The organism is Pantoea sp. alder81 (genome assembly GCF_020179835.1).
In the GTDB taxonomy this organism is placed as follows: domain Bacteria; phylum Pseudomonadota; class Gammaproteobacteria; order Enterobacterales; family Enterobacteriaceae; genus Pantoea.
In genome coordinates this window covers 127,226-151,181 of sequence record NZ_JAIUDA010000006.1, presented here as the reverse complement: position 1 = coordinate 151,181, position 23,956 = coordinate 127,226, and the positions used below count along the sequence as shown (strand labels likewise).

General features: G+C 55.6%; 5 protein-coding genes. All 5 read right to left on the bottom strand.

Going from position 1 to position 23,956, the window contains the following annotated elements; translation table 11 throughout:
- Positions 1 to 77: 77 nt before the first annotated feature.
- A complete protein-coding gene (locus LBW88_RS17195) occupies positions 78 to 257 on the bottom strand; it encodes a hypothetical protein (RefSeq protein ID WP_224933498.1) in 180 nt (59 codons plus the stop codon).
- 720 nt (positions 258 to 977) lie between these two features.
- Positions 978 to 2,201 carry an HlyD family type I secretion periplasmic adaptor subunit gene (locus LBW88_RS17190; RefSeq protein ID WP_414004097.1) on the bottom strand — a complete coding sequence of 408 codons (1,224 nt, stop codon included), beginning with the start codon at positions 2,199 to 2,201 and terminating at the stop codon, positions 978 to 980.
- Complete coding sequence (locus tag LBW88_RS17185; protein WP_224933500.1) at positions 2,201 to 4,384, bottom strand: type I secretion system permease/ATPase; 2,184 nt, start codon at positions 4,382 to 4,384, stop codon at positions 2,201 to 2,203. Before LBW88_RS17185 ends, LBW88_RS17190 begins: the two co-directional genes overlap by 1 nt.
- Positions 4,381 to 5,832: a TolC family outer membrane protein gene (locus LBW88_RS17180; RefSeq protein WP_224933501.1), complete on the bottom strand. Its 1,452-nt coding sequence runs from the start codon at positions 5,830 to 5,832 to the stop codon at positions 4,381 to 4,383. Before LBW88_RS17180 ends, LBW88_RS17185 begins: the two co-directional genes overlap by 4 nt.
- A 78-nt stretch (positions 5,833 to 5,910) precedes the next feature.
- Positions 5,911 to 23,940 (bottom strand): Ig-like domain-containing protein, encoded by an 18,030-nt coding sequence (locus tag LBW88_RS17175; RefSeq protein ID WP_414004093.1) that lies wholly within the window; start codon positions 23,938 to 23,940, stop codon positions 5,911 to 5,913.
- Positions 23,941 to 23,956 lie beyond the last annotated feature (16 nt).

Here is a 23,956-nt window from a genome sequence, read left to right as displayed (position 1 = left end):
TATCTCTCACACCCACTTCTCCATGGTCAGCCGAAAATTTGTACAAGGCTGGTTATTTTTATTCAGTCAACGGGTAATCAAAAGCGCAGGGACTCAAAGGTTCTGCACCCTATTTGCTGATTCTTAGATTCGATTGGGTCATGCTGAGAGTTGAGGCTAAGCGCTGGATGCCACTCAACCAACACGGTAGAAACTGAAGGGATCAATCCCGGCAAAATGCTGCCGCTTTGCTGCTCCTGAAAAAAAACCTGCTTCATGTCAGTTCCTTTGCATGATGTATCTGGCAAATGCTCTCGCTACGCTTCCAGACAACGGAAGCACATCCAAATTGCATTAACGATTTTGCTCTATCCCCTAAATAACCTCATCGCGCCATCTCTATGAGTGGCGAGCCAAAGCGTGCGCATAAGCGTCCGCTTAACGGGTAGTGAGGTAAGCTCTTTTTATTATTTTTCACTGCGACGCTCACAGCAAAATCTGAAGTGAGCAAGGGATAGAAATTCGACACTCTATGTAACATACAGCAACAGGCGGCACAAGAATTTTAAGCATATTCTTATTGAACCCTTACCATCACAATGGTCAATCCTTAACCACCTAAAAGTGATTGCTGGCATAAACCGCTTTAATTCATCTTGTTATCCAATATTTAAATCAAATTTCCAACACTCATCACTAAATCGCACTAAAATTTTCTAAAAATGTCAAAAAGCTTCCATTAATTACCATTGCAACCATTCGGGTCAAAGAAAAGCGAGAAATCTCCTGATAATTGCCTCTGTTGGCTGTATCCGTTCAGCAGTAAATTTGGCGGAAAGATAAACGCTGATACTGGATAAAAATGACCCCACTACGAAAAATCACCCTCCGCCCGCCCCCATCAAAACATCAATTTACTTTAAGTCACTCAACTCGCAGACACAAAAAATCCGCCGTTGACTCCTCAACGGCGGCTCTTAAACATCGAAGTATTACAATTAACGTTCGCGCATTGCCTCTTTCGCCTTGTTAAACGGTTTAATCAGGTAATCCATCACGGTCTTCTCTCCAGTCTTGATATCGACCGTAGAAACCATCCCCGGACTGATCGAATAGCGCTTACCGGCTTTGTTCTGCACATAGTCATTATCGGTGCGAATAAACACGCGGTAGTAGTAGATCTCCGGCTTCACCTCATCCTGAATGGTATCCGGTGAAATGCTTTCCACCACGCCGTTCATGCCACCATAAATCGCGTAGTCATAGGCCGAGATTTTCACCACCGCACGCTGGCCGGGATGGATAAAGGCGATATCACGCGGTGAAAGGCGCGCCTCAATCAGCAGACGGTCGTTGAGTGGCACGATGTTCATCAGTTCGCCGTTGGGAGGAATGACCCCACCGACGGTGGAGACTTTGATGTTTTTCACGATGCCGTTCATCGGTGAACGGATGGTCAGGCGCGTCACCGTATCTTCACGCCCTTTGATCACTTCAGCCAGGCTGTCCGCTTCGGCACTGGCTTTCGCCAGCTCCTCACGCGCCTGCACATAGTACTGTGAGCGCATATCTGTGAGTTTCAGCTCCAGATCCGATTTATCACGCTGCAAACGCAGCACTTCGACGCTACTGGCGGCGCCAGTTTTGGCCAGCCGTTGAGTGATAGCCAATTCCTGGTTGGCCAACGCCAGCGACTCTTTAAACTGTTTAGTCGAGTCATTGAGCTGAGCGCGTTTGGTTTTGTACAACCGCGTCTCGGAAGCAATCAGATCGGGATACGCTTTCAGCTCATCCGGGAACGTGAGTGGATCATCGTTAACCTCGGCTCTCAGGCGCGATGCCGCCGCCAGTGCCGCACGATAGCGCGCCGCACTTTCGCCAACGCTGGATTGCGAGCGCGTGGCATCCAGACGTGCCACCACCTGCCCCGCCTTCACCCGATCGCCTTCGTGCACATAGAGTTCGGTGAGGATCCCGCCCTCTAAGGATTGCAGCACCTGGTCACGAGAACTTGGGATTACTTTGCCCGTGCCGGTTGAGACTTCATCCAGTACGCCAAACCAGGCCCACACCAGCGCAACCAGCATCAGAGCGGTACTGATAGTGATCAACCGTACTGCGCCGGTGTAATGGGTTTCCGACTTTAATTCACCCAACAGATCATCGGATGAATCCACTTCTGCTGCCGTCACCAGCCGCAGTTTGCCAGGAAGTTGCTTCATCATGCTTGCACCTCCGGCTGACTACCGCCCGCACGCGGCGGCGGCAGTGCGTTTTCTTTCGGGCTATCCATCACCAGTTGCCCATCCTTGAGTACCAACACGCGATCCACCAATGCTAGGATCGCTGCACGGTGAGTCGCAACGATTAAAGTGCGGCCATTGAGCCATGCCCCTAAACGCTCGATAAACTCTTTCTCGGTATGATCATCGAGCGCAGCGGTCGGCTCATCGAGGAGAATAATATTCGGGTCACGCAGCAACATGCGCGCCAGCAGCAATGATTGCCGCTGGCCTCCCGATAACCCCACGCCACCTTCCATGATGGGATGATCCAGCCCCAGCGGCAGACGACGGATGAAGTCGGCACCACCGCTAACGGTCAATGCACCAAAAATGGCGTCATCGGTGGCATGCGCCGCGCCCATCGTCAGGTTTTCGCGCAGTGTGCCGTGGAACAAGCGCGCATTCTGCGTCAGTAAACCGACGTTGCGGCGTACATCGGCCAGATCGATATGCGGCAAGCTGAGATTATCCAGACGCAGTTCGCCACCCACCAAATCCATACCACCCACCATCGCCTGCAGTAAGGTCGATTTGCCTGAACCGTTGCGGCCTAATACTGCCACGCGCTCACCGGGTTTAATCGTCAGGCTTTTGATGCGCAACGCGACAGTGAGTGAATCACTGTAATAGCGGAACATCGCATCATTGAACTGGTAATGGCCAAACAGTACCGGGCAATGAATACGGGTTTCGTCTTTGCTGTTTTCCACCGGCAAATTCATCAACGCATCCAGACCGATTTTGGCGGCTTTCACCTGCTGCCAGCGGGCCAGCACACCACACAGTGTTGCCATGGGGGCAATCATTCGAGAGGAAAGCAGGGATGCCGCTACAATCGCACCGGTGGAGATATCGCCATTAATGACCATTGGCGCCCCCACTACGATGACACTGGCGTAAACCAGACCTTGTACCGTCACGCCCCAACTGATCAGCGAATGCATGACTTTGCGCATCTCAACGCCGGATTGCGCGGTAATGCGAATGTAGCTGTTCCACTGCTGCAGGAAGCGATCTTCTGCCTGCATCAGCTTGATATCCTCCAGCCCCTGCACGCTCTCCACCAGCACCGCATTACGTAGCGTGGACTCTTTCATCGCCTGCTGTGCCAGCTTCGCCAGTTTTTTCTGGCTGAACAGGCCTGGCAGCACCATCAAAATCACTGCGATGGGCGCGATCCATGCCAGCTGGGGAGCGATAATGGCCATCACCAGCAGGAACAGCAGGAAGAACGGCATATCGACGATGGCGGAGACGGTGGTTGAAGTCACCATCTCACGGATCGATTCCAGCTCGCGCAGCTGCGAAATAAAGGTACCGGTCGAACGCGGCACCGCACTGTTACGCAGCCGCAGCGCATGGCCAAATACGCGATCCGATACACGCATATCAGCGCGTTTACCCAGCAAATCGGTGACGTGATCGCGGCCGACTCGCAATATGTAGGTGAACACCACCGAGATAATGACCCCGATATAGAGCACATACAGCGTGGGATAAGATTGCGCGGGGATCACGCGGTCATACACCTGCATGGAGAAGATAATGCCGACCAGCGCCATCAGGTTTATCAGGAAGGAGGCCAGCATGACATGGGCGTAAGGACGCATATCGTGCAGCACCAACTTCATCAGCCAGTTGGGTTTTACGGTTGCCAGATAACGATCGACCCGGCTGTCTTTTGCGGCTGTTACCGGGCGTAATGCTGCGACAAAATGGATTTCAGGCAGCAACGTTGCCAGCGCAACCGGCGCCGGTTGCTCATCTCCGGAAAAGTGCACGCGTACTTCATCATCGCAGTCAAAGCTGGTGATGACACCGACTTGCCCATCGTTGAGCTCTACCGCCAGTGGCAAACGCCAGCTGGTGATTTCCCATTTATTCTCTTCATACAGCTGTAGCGATAAACCAGCCTGACGCGCCAGATGGCGCAGTGCTTTATCACGGGTTTGCTTACCCTGCCATTCGGCGGCGGCCATGATCATGCCCGGTGAACAGGGCAAGCGATAATGGGTGGCGATCTGGATGATGGCGGTTGCCCATCCATTCAATGGAACATCGCCGCCCGTAGCGCTATTGCTATCGCCATTGGGAGCATCAGGAATTTGTAATTGGGTCATGGCTGGATCTCCACATTCTGGATCCGCTGATTATTCAAAGCGAACGCCGATCGGATGTGCCCGGTGCTGTATAAGCAGTCGAGCTGAAGCGTTCGTAGCTGGCTGATCGTTTGTTGGAGCGTTAAACGCGTCTGGAAGACTTCCTGCTCAGCGTTGAGCACATCCAGTAATGGACGGGTACCCAGTTGCAGATACTGATCCTGGTAGAGCTGTTGGGTTTTCTCGCCCAGCGTTTGTTGCCGCGCCATGATCGCCAGGCTCTGCGACAGGCTTAGCGCCTGAGTCTGCGATTCACTCAGTTGCTGACGCGCTTTCAATCGCGCGGAGTTGACGGCCGCATTAGCCGCCTGCAACGCGTTGGCTGCGGCATCGCGCGCTGCGGTGATGCCACCGCCCTGGTAAATCGGCATCTCTACTTTGACGAAAGCCTGATATTGCGTGCGGTCCAGCGTTTCACTGCCGGAGTAATGATTGTTGAGATAGTGAGTCACCTGAGGTTCAAGCGAAATAGTCGGCATGTTCTGCGCGTTGGCGTTATCCAATTTGGCTTGCGCCTGGTTAGCCTGCGCCCATGCAGAGAGTACCGCTGGATTGAGCTTGTCATCGGCTCTGCCTATCGAGCAGGAGCGCGTCAGGTTAACCGGGAAATCATCGCTAACCTTCTTGACCAATGGCCAGCCAAGATAGGTCGCCAGCGTCGCACGCCAGCGTTCAAGGTTAGCTTGATACTGAATCAGTGTGGTGCGCGCCCCTTCAATACGCGCATCCGTTTGCGTGGCATCGGAGAGTGAAGCCGCGCCCTCGTCATTACGCTGACGCGCCAGATCGCCAATTTTCGTCAGCGAATCCAACTGCTGCCGCGCAATTTTGACCAACTGCTGATAACCCTGCACTTCCACCAGCGCGGAAGCCGTATCGTGGGCCACGGTATCAATGCTCACTAACACATTGGCTTGTTCCATCGCCACGCCCGCTTCTGCGGAACGTACCGAACTGCTGACCTTGCCGAAGTCATACAGCATCTGCGACACCGACAATACAAAGGATGGGCTGAATCCCTTCTCGGTATAAGCATTGCTGTAACCGTTGTTCATCCCGCCGCTTACCTGCGGGTAATATTTGGCTTTCGCCACATCCACCTGATTGGCCTGCTCCAGCATTTTCCCCACTGCCTGCGCAATGTCGGGATGCCACTGAATGGCGCGTTGTACTGCCTGATTGATGGTTAGGGAGTCCGGAACTCGAGCCAATGCGGGTTCGGCCACTTCACCGGTTAACGAGGGCAGATCCTGTTGCTGTGCCAGCCCTGTTGAAGTAATGGTGCCTGCCGAGGTGAGCGCATCGCTGGCAGCCATAAGTTGAGAACAATGAAATAAAGCGATGCCCGCACAGAAGACGCTGAGCTTAGAATAACGGCGAGTTGGAGCGCCTGATTGCATCAAATCCATCGATAATCCACCAGTCAGTAACAAAGAAAGGGGCACATCCCTGTGCCCATACTGCTTCCCTGCTTCATTTCACCGCCGTTAGGCCGTGGTGTTTTGGTGCGGTTGTTGCAGCAATTCCTCAAGTGAAACGTTCACGCCTTCCAGCGTGACCAGTTGAGTACTGCTGTACGCCGTACCTGTACCATCACGATCAATCGAGAGCACGGTGTTGCCATCAGAAGTATGGTCCACTTTCACGAAATCATTAATATTACTTGTGGAATCATTCCAGCCAATTAGCAAGTTACTGATGTCAACTTTGTCGCCTTGCGCAACATTAAAGTCGGTCCAGGTATCGTGCCCGTTACCGCCAGTGGAGTCCGCAGTCGCCAGCAGGTGGTACACCAGAGTGTCTGCGCCGGCACCGGTAGTGATGGTGTCGTCGTAGGCACTGCCCGTCAGCGTGTCTGCGCCAGCGGTTCCAGTGATGGTCGGGTGGAGGTCGATGGTAAAGCTGTTATGAGTAATGGTGCCGTCAGACGCAGCCAGACTGTAGCTGAACACCTCTTTGTGCGTAATGGTCTGCGCATCAAGGCCTGCTTTCAGCGTATAGGTATAGCTACCGTTGGCGGCAATACTCAACGTACCGTAGTCACCCGTTACCAGAGTTGAACCACTGCTGCTCACGGTGGTGGTATCGCCGTGTTCATTAGTGATACTCAAGGTTCCGGTGTGAGTGGTAGTGGAATCGCCGTAGATGCTGCCGCTGGCGTCAACATCGCTGGTATCAGCCACTGATGCAGCCAGCAGACTGTTAGCTGCGAGCAGCGCACCATGCGTCAGGTCAACGGTTAAGGTTGCAGTAGTCGCCACACCGTGGGAGTCCGTAACCGTATACGAGAAGGTTTCACTGGATGGCAGTGTGGCGATGTTAATGCCAGCCTTCAGCGTATAGGTATAGGCACCGTGTGAATCGACCGTCAGCGTACCGTAAGCGGTGTTGATCACCGTATTCGCTGACGCGTTAACTGACGTCCCCGAAATCAAGGTCAATGCCGTGCCAACAGGAACGGTACCCGCCACTGAACTAGTGTCGTTAGTCAGCAGATTACCCGTTACAGTGCTAGCCACGCTCAACTCGACTGTCGAGATATCGTTTGAAGTTACCAGTTTGTTGGTGGTTAGTACGCCAACGCCCGTTGCAGCCATAAATACGATGTAGGTGCCCGAGCCACTCAGGGTGACTGCTTTAGACCCTGAGTTGGTAGCTAACAACGCCACTAACGTGCTGAACAGAACGCTCTCAGAGACGCGGGTGTAAGTCGATGTCGTACCATCAACCAGCTTGTAGACCTCAAGGTAGACAGTTGAAAGCAATGAGACGCCCGACTGGGAACCCGTAATGGTTACCGTCCTGGATTCCCCCGTACCCAAATTAAATGACAAATACGGGTTGCTTCCCAACACACTTAAATCGAGAACTGTGCCCAATCCAACCGTCAGCAGAGAGGAAGCCTGCACCGTTGCTGAGTTATGTGGTGTTAGCACATCGGTATCGGCATAGTTGAGACGGATCTCATCGTTCGCCGCCCTGACAACTATCGCACCTACGGTGTTTGCGGTTGCCGAAACGTTGCCAGCCGCATCCGTCAACGACACTGACAGCGTGCCGCCCGTGGTTTGCGCCGTGGTGAGTGAAACCGAGAAGCTACCGTTGGCTGCTACGGTTGCGGTACCAATGCTTGCCCCACCCGAATCACGAACGGTCACCGTGGTGCCCGCTTCACCGGTACCGGTCAAAATAGTACCCGCATCGTTGATGGCCAGACCCGTTGCCGCGGTAGGAGCCACGGTATCGATGATGACCGTTGCGGTTGCCGGTGTACTGACGTTGCCAGCGGTATCCGTCACCGTGACGCTGATTGGATGTGAACCGTTAACCAGCGTGGCCGTAGTGAAGCTCCATGCGCCGGTGGTGGCGTTAGCCACTACCGAGCCCAGTAACGTTGCACCATCGTAGATGGTGACAATGCCGCCACGTTCAGCCACGCCGCTAAGGACTGGTGTGGTATCACGCGTTGAGCCACCGTTAGCCACGGTACCCGTTGGCGCCACCGAATCATTGGTGATCACCAATGTAGTTACCGTTGGTGCCACGGTATCGACTGTCAGCGTAACCGAAGCATTTGGACTCACGTTACCTGCAGCATCGGTTTGCGTCGCGTTCAACGTATGCGTCGCATTGGTCAGCGTTGGTGTCGTGAAGGTCCACTGACCGTTACTGCCCACCGTGGTGGTGCCCAACAGTGTGGTGCCGTCGTAAACAGTGACTTTCGCTCCCGCCTCACCGGTACCACTCAACAGCGGAGTACTGTCATTGGTGGTGCCGTTGTTCGGAATCGCCACCGCTGAACTGCCGTTGTTGTTGCTGGCGGCAATCGTCAATGCTGCTGGCGGTGTGGTATCGATGATCACAGTTGCCGATGTGGTACCGCTAATGTTGCCTGCGGGATCCGTTACCGTAACGCTAATTGGATGTGTGCCCTGTAACAATGCAACCGTGGTGAAACTCCAGCTGCCGTTGGCCTGCACAATCGCCGTACCCAGCAACACTTGAGTACCTGTGATGTTGTCATAGATGCTGACACGACTGCCTACTTCTGCTGCACTCACAGTACCACTCAAGGTTGGTGTGGTGTCATTCGTCGAGCCGCCGTTTGGCACCACAACACTGGTGACATCGTTGGTGATCACCAGCGTTGAAGCCACTGGCGCAACGGTATCTATAGTGATGCTGACGGTTGCCGAGTTCGGGCTGATGTTGCCTGCCGCATCTTTCACCGTGACGCTTAACGGATGGGTTCCATCAGTCAGCGCTGCGGTGGTGAAGGTCCAGGCGCCGGTGGTGGCATTGGCCGTGGTGGAACCCAGCACGGTGGTGCCATCATAGATGGTGATGATAGCGTTGACTTCCGCCGTACCCTGCAGGGTTGGCGTGTTGTCATCCGTTACCGCACCGTTCGCCAGCGTACCTTGGGTAGCGCCCACGTTATCACTAACGGTAAGGTTAGTGACGGTCGCTGGAACGCCAGTATCAATGTTGAAGGTGATGGTGTTGGTTGCCGTGCCCACGTTGCCTGCAGCATCAGTGGCCGTCACGCTAATAGTGTGCGATCCATCTGTCAGAGTGCCGCTGGTGAAGCTCCAGGTCCCATTTGCTGCCGTCACAACAGAACCCAGCGTTGTCTGACCATCGCGGATCGTCACCACGCTACCGGCCTCTGCCGTACCGCTCAGGGCTGGCGTGTTGTCGTTGGTGCTGCCGTTGTTGGCAATCGTTACTGGCGTGCTGCCGTTGTTGTTGGCAGCAGTCACCAACTGTACGGCTGGCGCGGTAGTGTCAATGGTGACACTTGCAGACGTTGTACCACTGACATTACCTGCCGCATCCGTGACCGTGACGCTCAGTGGATGAGTACCCACTGCCAGCGTTGAGCTATAACTCCAGCTGCCGTTCGCCTGCACAATTGCCGTGCCCAGCAACACCTGACTGCCACTGATATTGTCATAGATAGTGACGCGACTGCCTGCTTCCGCGGTGCTGACTACGCCGCTCAGCAATGGCGTGGTGTCATTGGTAGAACCACCGCTTGCCACCGTCACAGGGGTTGAGCCGTTATCGTTGGCAATCACCAGCGTTGAAGCGACCGGTGCCACGGTATCAATGATGACGGTTGAAGCGACCGGAGAGCTCACCGTACCCGCCGCATTGGTTGCCGTGACGCTTAATGCATGGCTACCGTTGCTCAGGGTTGGTGAAGTGAAGCTCCAGGTGCCACCCGCGATAGCCGTGGTGGAACCCAGCACCGTGGTGCCGTCATAAATAGTGATGACGTTACCCGCCACCGCTGTACCCGTCAGGGTTGGGGTGCTGTCGTTAGTGGCACCATTGTTAGCGACCGGCGTCAGGGTATTATTGGCGTCGTTGTTCACTATCAGCGTTGGTGCGGCGGTCGCCGCCGTTGATACCGTAAAGGTAATGGTATTGGTTGCCGTGCCCACGTTGCCTGCGGCATCCGTCGCCGTGACGGTCAGCGTATGTGCACCCTCACCCAGCGTGCTGGTGGTGATGCTCCAGGTGCCGTTAGCTGCCGCAACTACTGAGCCAACCACGGTTTGCCCGTCGCGGATCGTCACCACACTGCCCGCTTCTGCCGTACCGCTCAATGCTGGCGTGTTGTCGTTGGTGCTGCCGTTGTTGGCAATAGTGACCGGCGTGCTGCCGTTGTTGTTGATCGTGTTGGTCAACTGAACAGCTGGCGCAGTGGTGTCAATGGTGACACTGGCTGTCGTGGTGCCACTGATGTTACCCGCCGCATCCGTCACTGTGACGCTCAGTGGATGCGTGCCTGCTGCCAGCGTTGAGCTGAAGCTCCAGCTACCGTTTGCCTGCACAATCGCCGTGCCGACTAACGCCTGCGTACCGCTAATGCTGTCGTAAATTCTGACGACACCGCCCGCTTCTGCCACGCTGACCACACCGCTCAGCAATGGCGTGGTGTCATTAGTAGAACCACCGTTTGCCACCGTCACAGGGGTTGAGCCGTTATCGTTGGCAATCACCAGCGTTGAAGCGACCGGTGCCACGGTATCAATAATGACGGTTGAAGCGACTGGAGAGCTCACCGTACCCGCCGCATTGGTTGCCGTGACGCTTAATGCATGGCTACCGTTGCTCAGGGTTGGTGAAGTGAAGCTCCAGGTGCCACCCGCGATAGCCGTGGTGGAACCCAGAACCGTGGTGCCGTCATAAATAGTGATGACGTTACCCGCCGCCGCTGTACCCGTCAGAGTTGGGGTGCTGTCGTTAGTGGCGCCATTGTTAGCGACCGGCGTCAGCGTGCTGTTGGCATCGTTGTTCACAATCAGCGTTGGTGCAGCGGTCGCCGCCGTTGATACCGTAAAGGTAATGGTATTGGTTGCCGTGCCCACGTTGCCTGCGGCATCCGTCGCCGTGACGGTCAGCGTATGTGCACCCTCACCCAGCGTACTGGTGGTGATGCTCCAGGTGCCGTTAGCAGCCGCAACCACCGAGCCCACCACTGTCTGCCCGTCACGTACCACCACCACACTGCCCGCTTCTGCCGTACCGCTCAGCGCTGGCGTGCTGTCATTGGTTGTGCCGTTGTTGGCAATAGTGACCGGCGCACTGCCGTTATTGTTGGCTGTGTTGGTCAGTTGTACCGTTGGCGCAGTGGTATCAATGATGACGCTTGCCGAGGTAGAACCGCTAATGTTACCCGCGGCGTCAGTCACCGTGACGCTCAGTGGATGCGTGCCTGTCGCCAGCGTTGAGCTATTAAAGCTCCAGGTACCGTCTGGCTGCACAACACCCGAGCCCACAAGCACCAGGCTGCCGCTGATATTGTCATAAACCCTGACAATGCCACCCGCTTCTGCCACCCCGGCCACCCCGCTCAGCAGTGGTGTCGAGTCGTTGGTAGAGCCGCCGTTCACTACCGTTACAGGGGCTGTGCCGTTATCGTTGGCAATCACCAGCGTTGAGGCAACAGGTGCAACAGTATCGATGGTGACCGTAGTGGTGCCCACCTGTGCCGTGGCGTTACCCAGCGTATCGGTCGCCTTGACCGTAAACGTATGACTACCGTTACTCAGAGCCGTTGTTGGCGTAAAGCTCCAGGTGTTCCCGGCGACTGCAGTGGTGGAACCAATCACCGTGGTACCGTCATAAATGGTAATCACGTTACCTGCCGTCGCTGTACCTGTCAGCGTCGGAGTGCTGTCGTTTGTAGAACCATTATTGCCGACAGGCGTCAGCGTGTTGTTGGCATCATTATTCACAATCAACGTTGGCGCGGTCGGCGCTGCTGTTACCACGTTAATAATTACCGTTGATGCCGCTCCAATGTTGCCTGCTACATCCGTCGCGGTGACACTCAGGGTGTGTTGACCATCACCCAGTGTGCCCGTGACGAAGCTCCAACTGCCATTTGCCGCAGCAGTCACCGAGCCAATTACCAAGCCGTTATCACTGATTTTCACCACACTACCCGCTTCAGCCGTACCGCTTAGCGCTGGTGTACTGTCGTTGGTAGTGCCGTTGTTCGCAATCGCCACCGGCGACGAGCCGTTGTTATTGCTGGCATTGACCGTGAGGCCGGTTGGCGCAGTGGTATCAATAGTCACCGTTGCGGTGCTGGAAGCCACGCTGACGTTACCGGCCGCATCGGTTGCGCGAACAGTGAAGGCATAGGTTCCCTCAGCCAGCGTTGCAACGTTATAGCTCCAGGTCCCGCCCGTAGCGACAGTTGAACCCACTTCCGTACCGTTTTGATAAATCCTGATTACCGCACCCGTTTCCGCCGTACCGCTCAGTACTGGCGTGGTGTCGTTAGTGCGGCCGCCATTGGCCACCACCACATCAGGATCGGCAAGGTCATTGGTGACCACCAGCGTTGCGGCTGCTGGTGCAATAGTATCGACAGTGACTGCAACCGGTGTGGATGCCGCACTGACGTTACCGGCGAGGTCAGTACTTGTGGCAGTGAATGAGTGAGAGCCGCTGGTCAGCGTTGGAGTTATAAAGCTCCAGGTTCCTCCCGCCGTGGCTGTGGTCGATCCAATCAGAACATTGTTATCGTAAATGGTAACAATAGAGTTGGCTTCAGCATTACCAGTAAGCGCAGGTGTATTGTCGTTGGTCGAACCACTCGTCACTGGAACGTTGGTACCACTACTGTTGTTGTTGACAACTAGGCCGGTGACCAAAGCAGGTGCCACATTATCAACAGTTATGCCAACAGGTCCTGCAACCTCAAGCCCACCGACAGTAATTGTGATTTCATGTTCTCCCTGCCCTAAGGTCGGTGTGTAGTTCCACTGTCCTGTAGCATCGGCAAGTACACTAGCAATAGCAGTTCCGTTATCCAGAATGGTGACCAAGACTAATGGCACTGATAAACCGCTTAGAACAGGCGTAACGTCTTTTGTGAAATCACCATCAACCAACGTGACCGGCGTTGAACCTGAATCATCGGTTATCAGTAACGTACTGGTAGTGACTGGCACTGGAGCGTCAACAGTCTGAGTAAATGGATCTGTTGGAGCTGCTGCACTTACGTTACCCGCTGCATCGGTCGCAGTCGCCGTAAAGCTATGGTCACCGTTGCTTAATACTGGTGTAGTGAAGGTCCACGCACCATCCGTGAGGCTTGCAGTCGTAGTGCCCAGCAGCGTTGTGCCGTCGTAGACGGAAACGACGCTCCCTGCTTCAGCCGTGCCACCAAAGGTGATGGTATTGTCATCTGTGGTGCCGCCTGAGGTCAGATTACCTGGGTTGTCACCACTATTAGCCGTGGCTTCAACACCCAGTGGGGCCGCAGGCGCAACGCTGTCCACAGTGAAACCGAAGGTCGTCGGACTGGTGGTGGCGTTACCTGCCGCATCGGTCGCTGTCACCGTAAGTGAATGTGCCCCTTGACCTAGCGTATCGGTAACAAATCGCCACTGACCATTATCTGCCACGATAGCCGTGCCAAGAGTGACGGTCGTTCCACCAACTGTGTCCGTGATGGTGATGATCGCGCCCACTTCACCGGTACCGCGTAATACTGGCGTGTCATCGTTGGTTAGGCCACCTTGAGAGATGGTGACTGGTGTTGCCCCCTCGTTATTACTAACGGTGTAGGCGCCTAATGTTGGTGCCACGGTATCAATCGTGAAGCTCACGTTTGATCCCACACTGACGTTGCCCGCCGCATCTGTTGCGGTGATGCTCAGGGAATAGGTTGTGCCATTTGTCAGTGCAGTAGTCGGGGTGAATGTCCATGCACCCGTTGTTGGATCAGCATTGGCCGTACCAAACACCAAGCCTGTAAGCGTATTAGTGAGTATGACCGTAGAACCCGGTTCCGCACTACCCGAAATAGTTGGCGTAGTGTCATTGGTGGAACCACCATTCGCCACTGTAACTGGCTCAGCTGGAACAGTGTCGCTCTGAATCACTACTGCAGATACCGGCTCTGGTGCGGTGGTATCAACCGTTAACGCTACAGTGGTGCTGGTGCTGTTGCCAATCTCATCAGTCACTGTAATGGTGAGCGTATGCGCAGTGGCAGACAGTGTTGGCAACTGGAAGCTCCAGCTGAGATCGCCCTGAACCGTCGCCGTACCCAGCAATTGCTGATCTGTATCGTAGATACTAATGATGTTTCCAGCTTCGCTCCCGGTTCCTGACAACAACGGTGTGGTGTCATTTGTGAAACCGTTAGTCACCGTTACTGGCGTGCCATCGTTATCCGTAATGACCACGGTTGCCGCTGTTGGTGCTGCGGTATCCACAGTAAAGACAATCGGATCGGTTGGATCGCTCAGGTTGCCCGCCGCATCCTCTACTCTCACCGTGATGCTGTTCACGTTCTCTGGCAATGCCGTCGTTGGCGTGAAGCTCCACTGACCATTAGTGCCAACGGTGGTGGTGCCAATCAGTTCACCGTTGTTGTAAATGTTAACGATGGTGCCCGCCGTGGCAGTACCGGCAATCACTGGCGTGTTATCACTGGTATAAGTGATGCCATCAGTAGTGACCTGAGCCGTGCCGTTGTCGTTGGTAACAGTAACGCCGGTCGCTTCCACTGGCGGGGTCGCATCAATTTCAACCATGGTATTCACGGCTGGACTGACGTTTCCGGCTGCGTCCGTTACCACAACGCTGAAGGTGTAAGAACCATCAGGCAGTTCGGATGGCGTAAAGGTCCAGGTTCCATCACCATTCAATGTGGCAGGCTGCGGGGCACCACCATTGATTGAAACGCTAACGGTACTGTCCGCGCCCACGGAGCCAGTCAGCACTGGGGTGTTGTCGTTGGTCAAGCCACCGTTAGGAATGGTGACTGGATTGTCGACGTCCAGATCGTTAGTCAACGTGACACCCGTCGCCGCGTCTGGTGCCTGAGTATCAATCACCACCGCGATGCTTGGGTTATTAGTACTAACGTTTCCAGCAGGGTCAGTCACTGTAACCGTCAGTGTATGCGAACCACTCCCCAGCACTGGCGTGTTGAAGCTCCAGGCGCCATTGGTTACTGTCGCTGTGCCCAATACCACATTGCCTTCATAGATGGTAACGATAGAGCCATCTTCGGCATTGGCAGCGTTACCCTGGAGCAACGGCGTAGTGTCGTTGGTCGGCGTTCCTGTCGGAATTTCTACCGCAGGAGCACTGCTGTCATTGAGAACAACCACATCGGTCACTGCATCAGGCGCAGTGATGTCAACCAGGAAGGTCACTGCATCAGAGGCCGGACTGGTATTCCCCGCCGCATCAGTGACAGTCACAGAGAGACTGTGCTCACCTGGAGGTAAGGCATCCGTCGTGAAGCTCCATTTGCCGTCTGCACCGGCGGTGGTTGAACCTATTGGGTTATTCAGCCCATCGTAGATGGTGATGATGCTGTTAGGGATTGACGAAGTACCGGTTAGTTCAGGTGTCACATCGTTGGTTGACCCTCCATCCTGAATGGTGACCAGCGTGTTGCCTTCATTATTACTAACCGTGAGATCGGTCACTGCTGCCGGAATATCGGTAGAAATGGTGATGTTCACCACCGCCGAAGCCGGGCCGACGTTACCTGCTGCATCGGTCACGACCACGCTCAGTGCATGAGTAGTGCCTGAATCGAAATCAGCGGTATAACTCCAGGCACCGGAGTCGGGATCGGCCTGAACGGTTGTCAGTAAGGTTTGACCATCATAGATAGCCACGGAACTGCCTGGCTCTGCCGTACCACTGAGCACTGGCGTAGTGTCATTGGTGAAGCCGTTATTCCCAACCACAACTGGCGTGCCATTATCGTTGGTGACAATCAAGTTGGAGGCCGCAGCCGGTGTCAGATCGATACTCACCACTACACTGCTTCCAGCATCACTGACGTTACCTGCCGCATCTGTTGCCGTGGCACTGAGCGTATGATCGCCCGCGCTGAGCGGCATATCAGTAAAGTTATAGCTCCAGTCACCGCTGGTAGTATCAGCCACCACAGATGCAATTGGCGTGGTGCCGTCGTAAATGGTCACCAGACTGCCAGGTTCGGCATTGCCGGATAGCAGTGGCGTGGTGTCATTCGTTGGGCCAGTCAACTCAACGCCTGCATCATTGGCGATCGAGATATCTGTGATTGGATCCGGCTGTGTCAGATCGATTGTGACGGTGAGCGCATCAGTTTCACCGCTGACATTCCCTGCGGCATCGGTGACCACCGTGGTCAGCGTATGCGTGGTTTCAGTCAATTCAGGAACGGTAAAGCTCCAGTTGCCATTTGAACCGACAACTGCCGTACCCAGTGGTGCGCCATCAACAAAGATAGTGACGTAACTGCCACCCGTAGCCGTCCCCGACAAGACTGGCGTGGTATCGTTAGTGCTGCCGTTATCAACGATGACAACCGGTGAACTGCCCTCATTGTTGGTCAGCTGCAAGTTGGTGGCATCAGCTGGCGGCGTGGCCAGCACGGTAATATTGACCGGAGTCGATGCAGGTCCCGTGTTACCAGCCGCATCTGTCACAGTCGTGGTCAGAGTGTAAGCACCATCCGCCAGCGCCGGTGAAGGAGTGAAACTCCAGGCGCCGTTTTCCCCGACAACCGCGGTACCCAACTCTCCACTAGCAGTCGAGATGGTTACCGTACTTCCTGGCTCAGCCGAACCACTCAATACCGGCGTATTATCGCTGGTAATGCCGTTGGTGATGGTGACCAGCGAACCGCTACTGTCGTTACTGATAATCACCCCGGTTGCCGCCGCAGGAGGTGTGGTATCGACAATGAAAACAATCGGTGTAGACGCGCCGCTGCTATTACCTGCGGCATCGGTGGCCGTTGCGGTCAGACTGTGGCTGCTTTCACTCAGTACAGGCGTGGTAAAGGTCCACTCTCCCTCGTCGTTGACCGCAACGCTGCCCAGCACCGTTGTGCCATCTCTCACCGTGATAACGCTTCCCACGTCACCCGTGCCGCTGAGGGTTGGCGTACTGTCATTGGTGAATCCACCGGTAATCGCGGTACCCGCATCGTTAGCGAGCTCAACCTCTCCCACTGCTGCTGGCGGTGTGGTGTCAATGGTGACCACGAACGGATCGCTGGCATCACTGATGTTACCCGCAGGATCGGTTACCGTGGTGGTCAAGCTGTGCTCGCCTGTGCCCAGAGCTGGTGAGGTAAAGCTCCAGTTACCGTTGGCACCCACCGTAACGGAGCCCAGAACCGTTGCCACCGCACCCACGGTATCAGTTACTGTCACGACGCTGCCCGCTTCCGCACTGCCGCTCAGCACTGGTGTGGTATCGTTGGTCGCGCCGCCATTCACGATAGCGACTGGGATGCTTCCTTCGTTGTTACTCAGTTGTACACCCGATGCCGCATCTGGTGTGGAGACATCAATGGTGAAGGTAATTGGGCTAGACGCCGAACTGACGTTACCCGCCGGATCGGTGACCGTCGCGGTTAGGGTATGAGGACCCGCCGCAAGCGCGGCATCTGGCGTAAATGACCAACTTCCATCTATACCCACCGTCGCGGTGCCCAACACGCCACTGACGCTATCTGTGACGGTAACCGTGCTGCCTGGCTCGGCTGTGCCACTCAATACCGGCGTGGTGTCATTGGTAAATCCACCGGTCGCAATGGTGGTGTCCTGACCGTTAACAAGTTGCAGCTCGGTAGCCGCTGCAGGGGGAACAGTGTCAACGACAAAGCCAATGGGTGTAGACCGATCGCTGACGTTACCTGCTGGATCGGTGACGGTGGCGCTCAGGCTGTGGTTACCCTGGCTCAGCGCCGTGGTGGTATAGCTCCACGAGCCGCTCGCCCCTACCTGCACCGTACCCAGTAGGGTATTGCCGTCATACACCGTAATGATGCTGCCTTCTGCTGCCGAACCACTCAACACTGGCGTAGTATCGTTAGTGGCACCGCCATTGTTGATTTCTGTGGCGGGTGTTGTGCTGTCGTTGTTCAGTACTACAGTGCCCACAACCGGCGGTGTGAGATTAACGGTGAAGACAATTGGGTCCGATTGCGGTCCAACGTTACCTGCTGCATCGGTGACGGTCGTCGTCAGGCTGTGACTGCCCGGGTCCAGCGGGTTAGCTGGGGTAAATGTCCAGTTACCTAGTGCGTCAACGGTTGCCGTACCCAGAACCGTATCGGTGTTATCCGTGACGGTTACAGTGCTTCCCGGTTCAGCGGTGCCGCTCAATACCGGTGTGGCATCATTGGTGGTGCCATTAGTAATTTCGACCGGGGTTCCCGAATTATTGTTACTCAACACCAGGCTTCCTGCCTCGTTTGGTGCTTCAGTGTCAATGGTAACAATGATAGGGGTTGAAGCCGTGCTGCTGTTGCCTGCCGGATCCACCACGGTTGTAGAGAGACTGTGCTGACCCTCACCTAGTGCGGGGTCAGGCGTGAATGACCAGCTACCATCATCGTTAACGGTGGCGGTTCCCAGCACATCGGTGCCATCCGAAACCACCACTGTACTGCCTGGCGTAGCACTGCCGCTGATCACTGGTGTGGTGTCATTGGTCGCGCCACCGGTGTTTATCTGCGTACCCGCCTCATTCGAAACAATCACGCCCGTGGCCACTGGCGGTGGCGTGACATCAATGCTGATGACAACCGGGTCAGAGACTGGGCTGATATTGCCCGCAGGATCGGTCACGGTAGCCGTCAGGCTATGATCGCCCTCACTGAGTGCAGGTGTGGTGTAGCTCCAATTGCCATCTGTGCCCACGCTGACGGAACCTAATACCGTGTCACCATCAGAGACGGTGACAGTGCTACCAGGTTCTGCAGTACCACTTAACACAGGCGTGGTGTCATTAGTGGTGCCAGTTGTAACCGGCACTGGCGTGCCACTCTGGTCATTGCTGAGTTGCAAACCACCAGGCGCAGTCGGTGCTGTCGTATCTACCGTCACCGGGATCGCTGTTGAAGGCGAGCTGCTGTTCCCTGCTGGATCGGTCACCGTTGCCGTTAGGCTATGGTCTCCTTCACCCAAGGATGGCGTATAACTCCAGCTCCCATCAGCCCCCACGGTGGCAGTACCCAGCGGCGTACCATTATCTGAAACGGTTACGGTGCTGCCAGGCTCGGCCGTGCCACTTAACACCGGCGTGGTGTCGTTGGTTGCACCATTGGTGATAGGTACAGGTGTACCTGTTTCGTTGTTACTCAGCTGCACGTTACCCGGTGCGGCTGGTGGTTGTGTATCCACCACTACCGCAATCGGATCGGATGCCGGGCTGGTATTACCTGCCGGATCGGTGACGGTGGTGGTGATGTTATGAGTACCATCGGTTAACGGCGGCGTTGTGTAACTCCAGTCACCATTCTGACCTGCCGTCGTGGTGCCCAGCACAGTGGTCCCATCAGAAATCGTGACCGTGCTGCCCGGCTCCGCACTGCCGTTAAGCACTGGGCTACTATCATTAGTTGCGCCGCCCGGAGGAATGGTCTCTCCTGCGCCATTACTAATTTCCACGCCCGTTGCTGGAGCAGGTGCCAGGGTATCGATAGTGATAGTGATAACGGCTGAATCAATGGGATTGCCTGTCGCATCGGTATAGCTGGACTGGAACGCATGTGCCCCATCCGGCAAGACTGCTGGGGTATAGGTCCACTGTCCATTCGCGCCCGCAACTACGGTACCCAGCACGGTGCCATTATCGGTCAACGTCACAACGGCTCCGGCTATCGCCAGGCCGCTTAATACCGGCGTGGTGTCTTGCGTGTTGGCCCCTGTGGCCAACTGAACGAGGGTGCTACCACTGTCATCAGTCACCTCCAGCGTCAGCGTGGCAGGTGGCAGATCAGCCTGAACATTCACAATAAATGGCGTGGTTGCCGGACTGAGGTTACCCGCCGTATCGGTGACGGTGACTGTCAGACTGTGGCTGCCATTGGTCAGCGCCGTCGTGGTAAAGCTCCACGCACCATCAGTATCTGCTGTCACAGTGCCTAACAGCACAGTGCCATCATAAACACGGACAACCGAGTTCGCTTCCGCCTGCCCACTCAATTCAAGGGTATTGTCATCGGTTGTCGCGCCGGATGTCAGATCGCCGGTACTGGCACCGACATTATCGGCGACAGTCAGGTCAGTAGCGGCAGCAGGGGCTACCGTATCGACGGTAAAGGTGATAGCGTCAGAAGCTGGACTCACGTTGCCAGCTGCATCCGTCACAGTGGTGGTCAGGCTGTGGTTGCCTTCACCCAATGCTGGTGTGCTAAAACTCCAGCTACCATTGTTGCCCACCGTGGCGGTACCCAGCAGAGTGGTGCCGTCATAAACGCTGACGGTAGCACCAGGTTCGCCTGCACCGGTCAGCAGCGGACTGCTGTCGTTCGTCAGGCCACCAGAAGCAATCGGAACCGGGCTGCTGCCTGCATCATTGCTGAGTTGCACGCCGGTTGCCGCGTCTGGAGTAGTGATATCGACGGTGATTGTGATACTTGGGGAGTTAGAGCTGTTGCCGGTGACATCAGTGATGGAGGCATAGAAGGTATGCGCGCCCTCAGTAAGTCCCGTAGTAGGGAATGACCACTGGCCGCTAGCCCCAACTGTAAGCGTGCCTAACAGGTTGCCACCGTCATACAAGGCGATGACATCCCCCGCCTGCGCCTGTCCACTAAGGATTGGCGATGTGTCGTGTGTACTGGCGCCGTTGGCCAACTGAACCAGTGTGTTGCCGCTGTCATCCGTGATCTGCAACGTCGCCGAAGTTGGCGGCAGATCTGCCGCCACAGTCAGCACAAAACCTTCGGTAGCGGTGCTGACGTTTCCGGCAGCATCCGTCACGGTAACACTCAGAGTGTGTTCGCCGTTATTGAGTGCCGATGTGGTGAAGCTCCAGCTACCATCCTGGCCAGCACTCGTACTCCCTAACAATACGGTGCCATCATAAACTTTGATCACAGCACCGACTTCCGCAGTGCCACTCAATGTTGGCGTGTTGTCATCCGTGAAGTCGTTGGAAGCCAGTTGCCCTTGAAGATCGCCGACATTATCTGTCACCACCAAATCGCCCACTGCCGCTGGGGCGGCGGTATCGACTTCAAAGATGATAGGTGTCGATGCAGGTCCGGTATTGCCGGCAGGATCGGTAACAACAGTGGTCAGACTGTGTTGACCGTCATCCAATGCTGGGGAGGTGAAGCTCCAGGAGCCATTGGCACCGACTGTCACGCTGCCAAGCACATTTGTACCATCGGAAATCGTGACCGTGCTGCCTGGCTCCGCTGTACCACTCAGTACCGGGGTCGTACCGTTAGTGATGCCACCTGAGACGATTGGAACCGCGGTAGAACCAGTGTTATTACTCAACTGGACATCCCCAGCCGCTGCCGGAGGCTGAGTATCTACAGTAAAGGTAAATGGATTTGATGCAGGACCGATGTTGCCTGCAGGATCGGTCACGGTGGTGGTCAGGCTGTGGCTACCATCGGTCAGTGTTGGTGTTGTGAAGCTCCAGCTACCGTCCTGTCCAACTGTGGCGGTACCCAGTACGGTACTGCCATCAGAGATGGTCACGGTACTGCCCGGTTCTGCAGTGCCACTCAATACAGGTGTAGTGTCATTAGTGGCGCTGCCAGCAGAAACAGCTACAGGTGTATTGCCTTCATCATTGGTGAGTTGTAGATCATCCACCGCGACTGGAACAGCGGTATCGATGATGATGGAGATAGTGTCCGACTCGCTGGTTTCGCCTGCAGCATTGGTGGCAACAGCGCGGAAATCGTAAGTACCGTCGGCAAGTGTTGTGGTATCGAACTCCCATTGCCCACTGGCATCAGCAATCGCTGTGCCGATGACCTCACCATTGCTATATAAGGTAATCGTGTCATTCGGACCCGCAAGACCGCTCAGTGTAGGCGTGTTGTCATGGGTATAAGCCCCATTCGCCAACAGCACCAAGGTGCTACCGGTATCGTCGGTCACCTCCAGTAAACTGGTTGCCGGTGGCAAGTCTGCATCCACAGTCAAATTGAAAGCAGCAGTAGGCTGGCTAACGTTACCCGCCGCGTCGGTCACAGTGACGGTCAGGCTATGAGCTCCATTGCTCAATGCCGAAGTGGTAAAGCTCCAGCTTCCGTTGGCGCCCACTGTGGCAGTACCCAGTAACGTAGTGCCATCGTAGACACTAACAGTCGTTCCCGGCTCTGCCTGGCCAGCCAGCGTTGGCGTGCTGTCATCAGTGGTCGCTCCAGACGTCAGTGCGCCAGTGCTTTCCCCTACATTATCGGTCACCGTCAGACCACTCGCCGCCGCAGGTATGCTGGTATCGACAGTAAAGGCAATCGGATCCGATGATGCACTGACATTGCCCGCAGGATCGGTCACGGTGGTAGTGAGGCTATGGTCACCGTCCGTCAGGGTTGGGCTGGTGAAGGTCCAGCTGCCATTGCTACCTACGGTGACAGTGCCCAGCACGGTATCACCATCGCGCACGGTGACGACGCTACCTGGCTCTGCGGTACCGCTGAGGGTCGGGGTATTGTCATTGGTGCTCCCGCCAGCCGAGATAGGCACAATGGTGCTGTCGTCATTGTTGCTCAGTTGCAGATCGCCTGCGGCATCCGGCACCACGGTATCGATAGTGACGGTGATGGTGGCGGATTCAGAGGTATTGCCAGTGGTATCGACGATAGTGGCATGGAAGGCGTGCGAGCCATCAGCCAGTGCTGCTGGGGTAAACACCCATTGTCCGTTTTCTCCCGCAACAACGCTGCCTAGCAAGGTATCCCCGTCATACAGGGTGATCACTGAGCCGGCACTCGCGAGGCCGCTCAAAACTGGCGTGTTGTCGTGGGTGTACGACCCATTACTTAGCTGCACCAGCGTACTGCCGGTATCATCGGTAATTTCCAACGTAGTGGTCGCCGGAGGCAGATCCGCCGTCACGCTGAAGTTAAACGGATCTGTGGCCGCACTCACATTACCCGCCGCATCGGTAACCGTCACAGTCAGGCTGTGCGCGCCATTACTCAAGGCTGGCGTTGTGAAACTCCAGGTGCCGTCCGCCCCAACAGTTGCGGTGCCGAGCAGCGTAGTGCCGTCATACACGCTAACGTAGGTGCCCGGTTCAGCAGTACCGCTGATAGTCGGGGTATTGTCATCGGTAGTCGAGCCAGCGGTTAATGCGCCTTGCGTACCGCCAACATCATCACTGACCACCAGACCAGCAGCCGCAACCGGTGCAACGGTATCCACGATAAACGTGATCGGATCGCTGGAGCCGCTGGTATTGCCGGCCGCATCCGTCACCGTGGTGGTAAAGCTATGCTGGCCTTCAGCCAGCGCAGGCGAGGTAAAGCTCCAGTTGCCATCAGCTCCCACTACGACGGTTCCAAGCAATGTGTTGCCATCGTAAATACTGACCGTAGCACCCGCTTCTGCGGTGCCGGTCAGCGTCGGGGTGTTGTCGTCAGTGGTGACGCCGTTGACAATCGCGCCTTGAATCGCGCCAACATTGTCGGTAAGCGTTAAGTTAGTTGCGGTACCAGGTGCAGTGGTATCCCCACCGCCATTGTTACCACCGCCGTTATTGCCCCCACCGTTGTTGCCGCCGCCGTTATTCCCGCCGCCATTGTCGCCGCCGCCGGTATTTCCATCGCCGACCGCTGCATTACCGCCGCCACCGCCCGACGAACCAGCGAACATCGCACCCAGGCCCGCCAGCGCCGCACCACCGATACCGAAGGCGGCAATCGTGCCGTCATTGGTGGTGTTCTCGGCTAACAGCCCTTCGGTACTGTCGATATTGACGTACTGGAATGCATCAGTGCCGGGATCTTCAACCCACCACAACGCACCTTTGTCGTCCTGCAGCACCAGATCACTGTCGCCTGCTGCTGAATAAAAATTATGAATAACAACAACTTCACCAGACTTTGTGGTGACAACTAAATCATTACCATTGCGTGTGAAAGACTTAATATCTGATTGATTAAGGTGAAGTTTAACCACACTTGGCGCGGTTAAATTGACTTGTGAGCCGCTAACTTCAGAGGCGACGGTCCCACCTTTAGGAGTGATAGAGATATTATTCATGTTATCGAAATCCCGC

Excerpts from the sequence above, each read along its gene's own strand:
- LBW88_RS17195 (WP_224933498.1), bottom strand. The coding sequence starts at position 257 with ATGAAGCAGGTTTTTTTTCAGGAGCAGCAAAGCGGCAGCATTTTGCCG.
- LBW88_RS17190 (WP_414004097.1), bottom strand. The coding sequence starts at position 2,201 with ATGAAGCAACTTCCTGGCAAACTGCGGCTGGTGACGGCAGCAGAAGTG.
- LBW88_RS17185 (WP_224933500.1), bottom strand. The coding sequence starts at position 4,384 with ATGACCCAATTACAAATTCCTGATGCTCCCAATGGCGATAGCAATAGC.
- LBW88_RS17180 (WP_224933501.1), bottom strand. The coding sequence starts at position 5,832 with ATGGATTTGATGCAATCAGGCGCTCCAACTCGCCGTTATTCTAAGCTC.
- LBW88_RS17175 (WP_414004093.1), bottom strand. The coding sequence starts at position 23,940 with ATGAATAATATCTCTATCACTCCTAAAGGTGGGACCGTCGCCTCTGAA.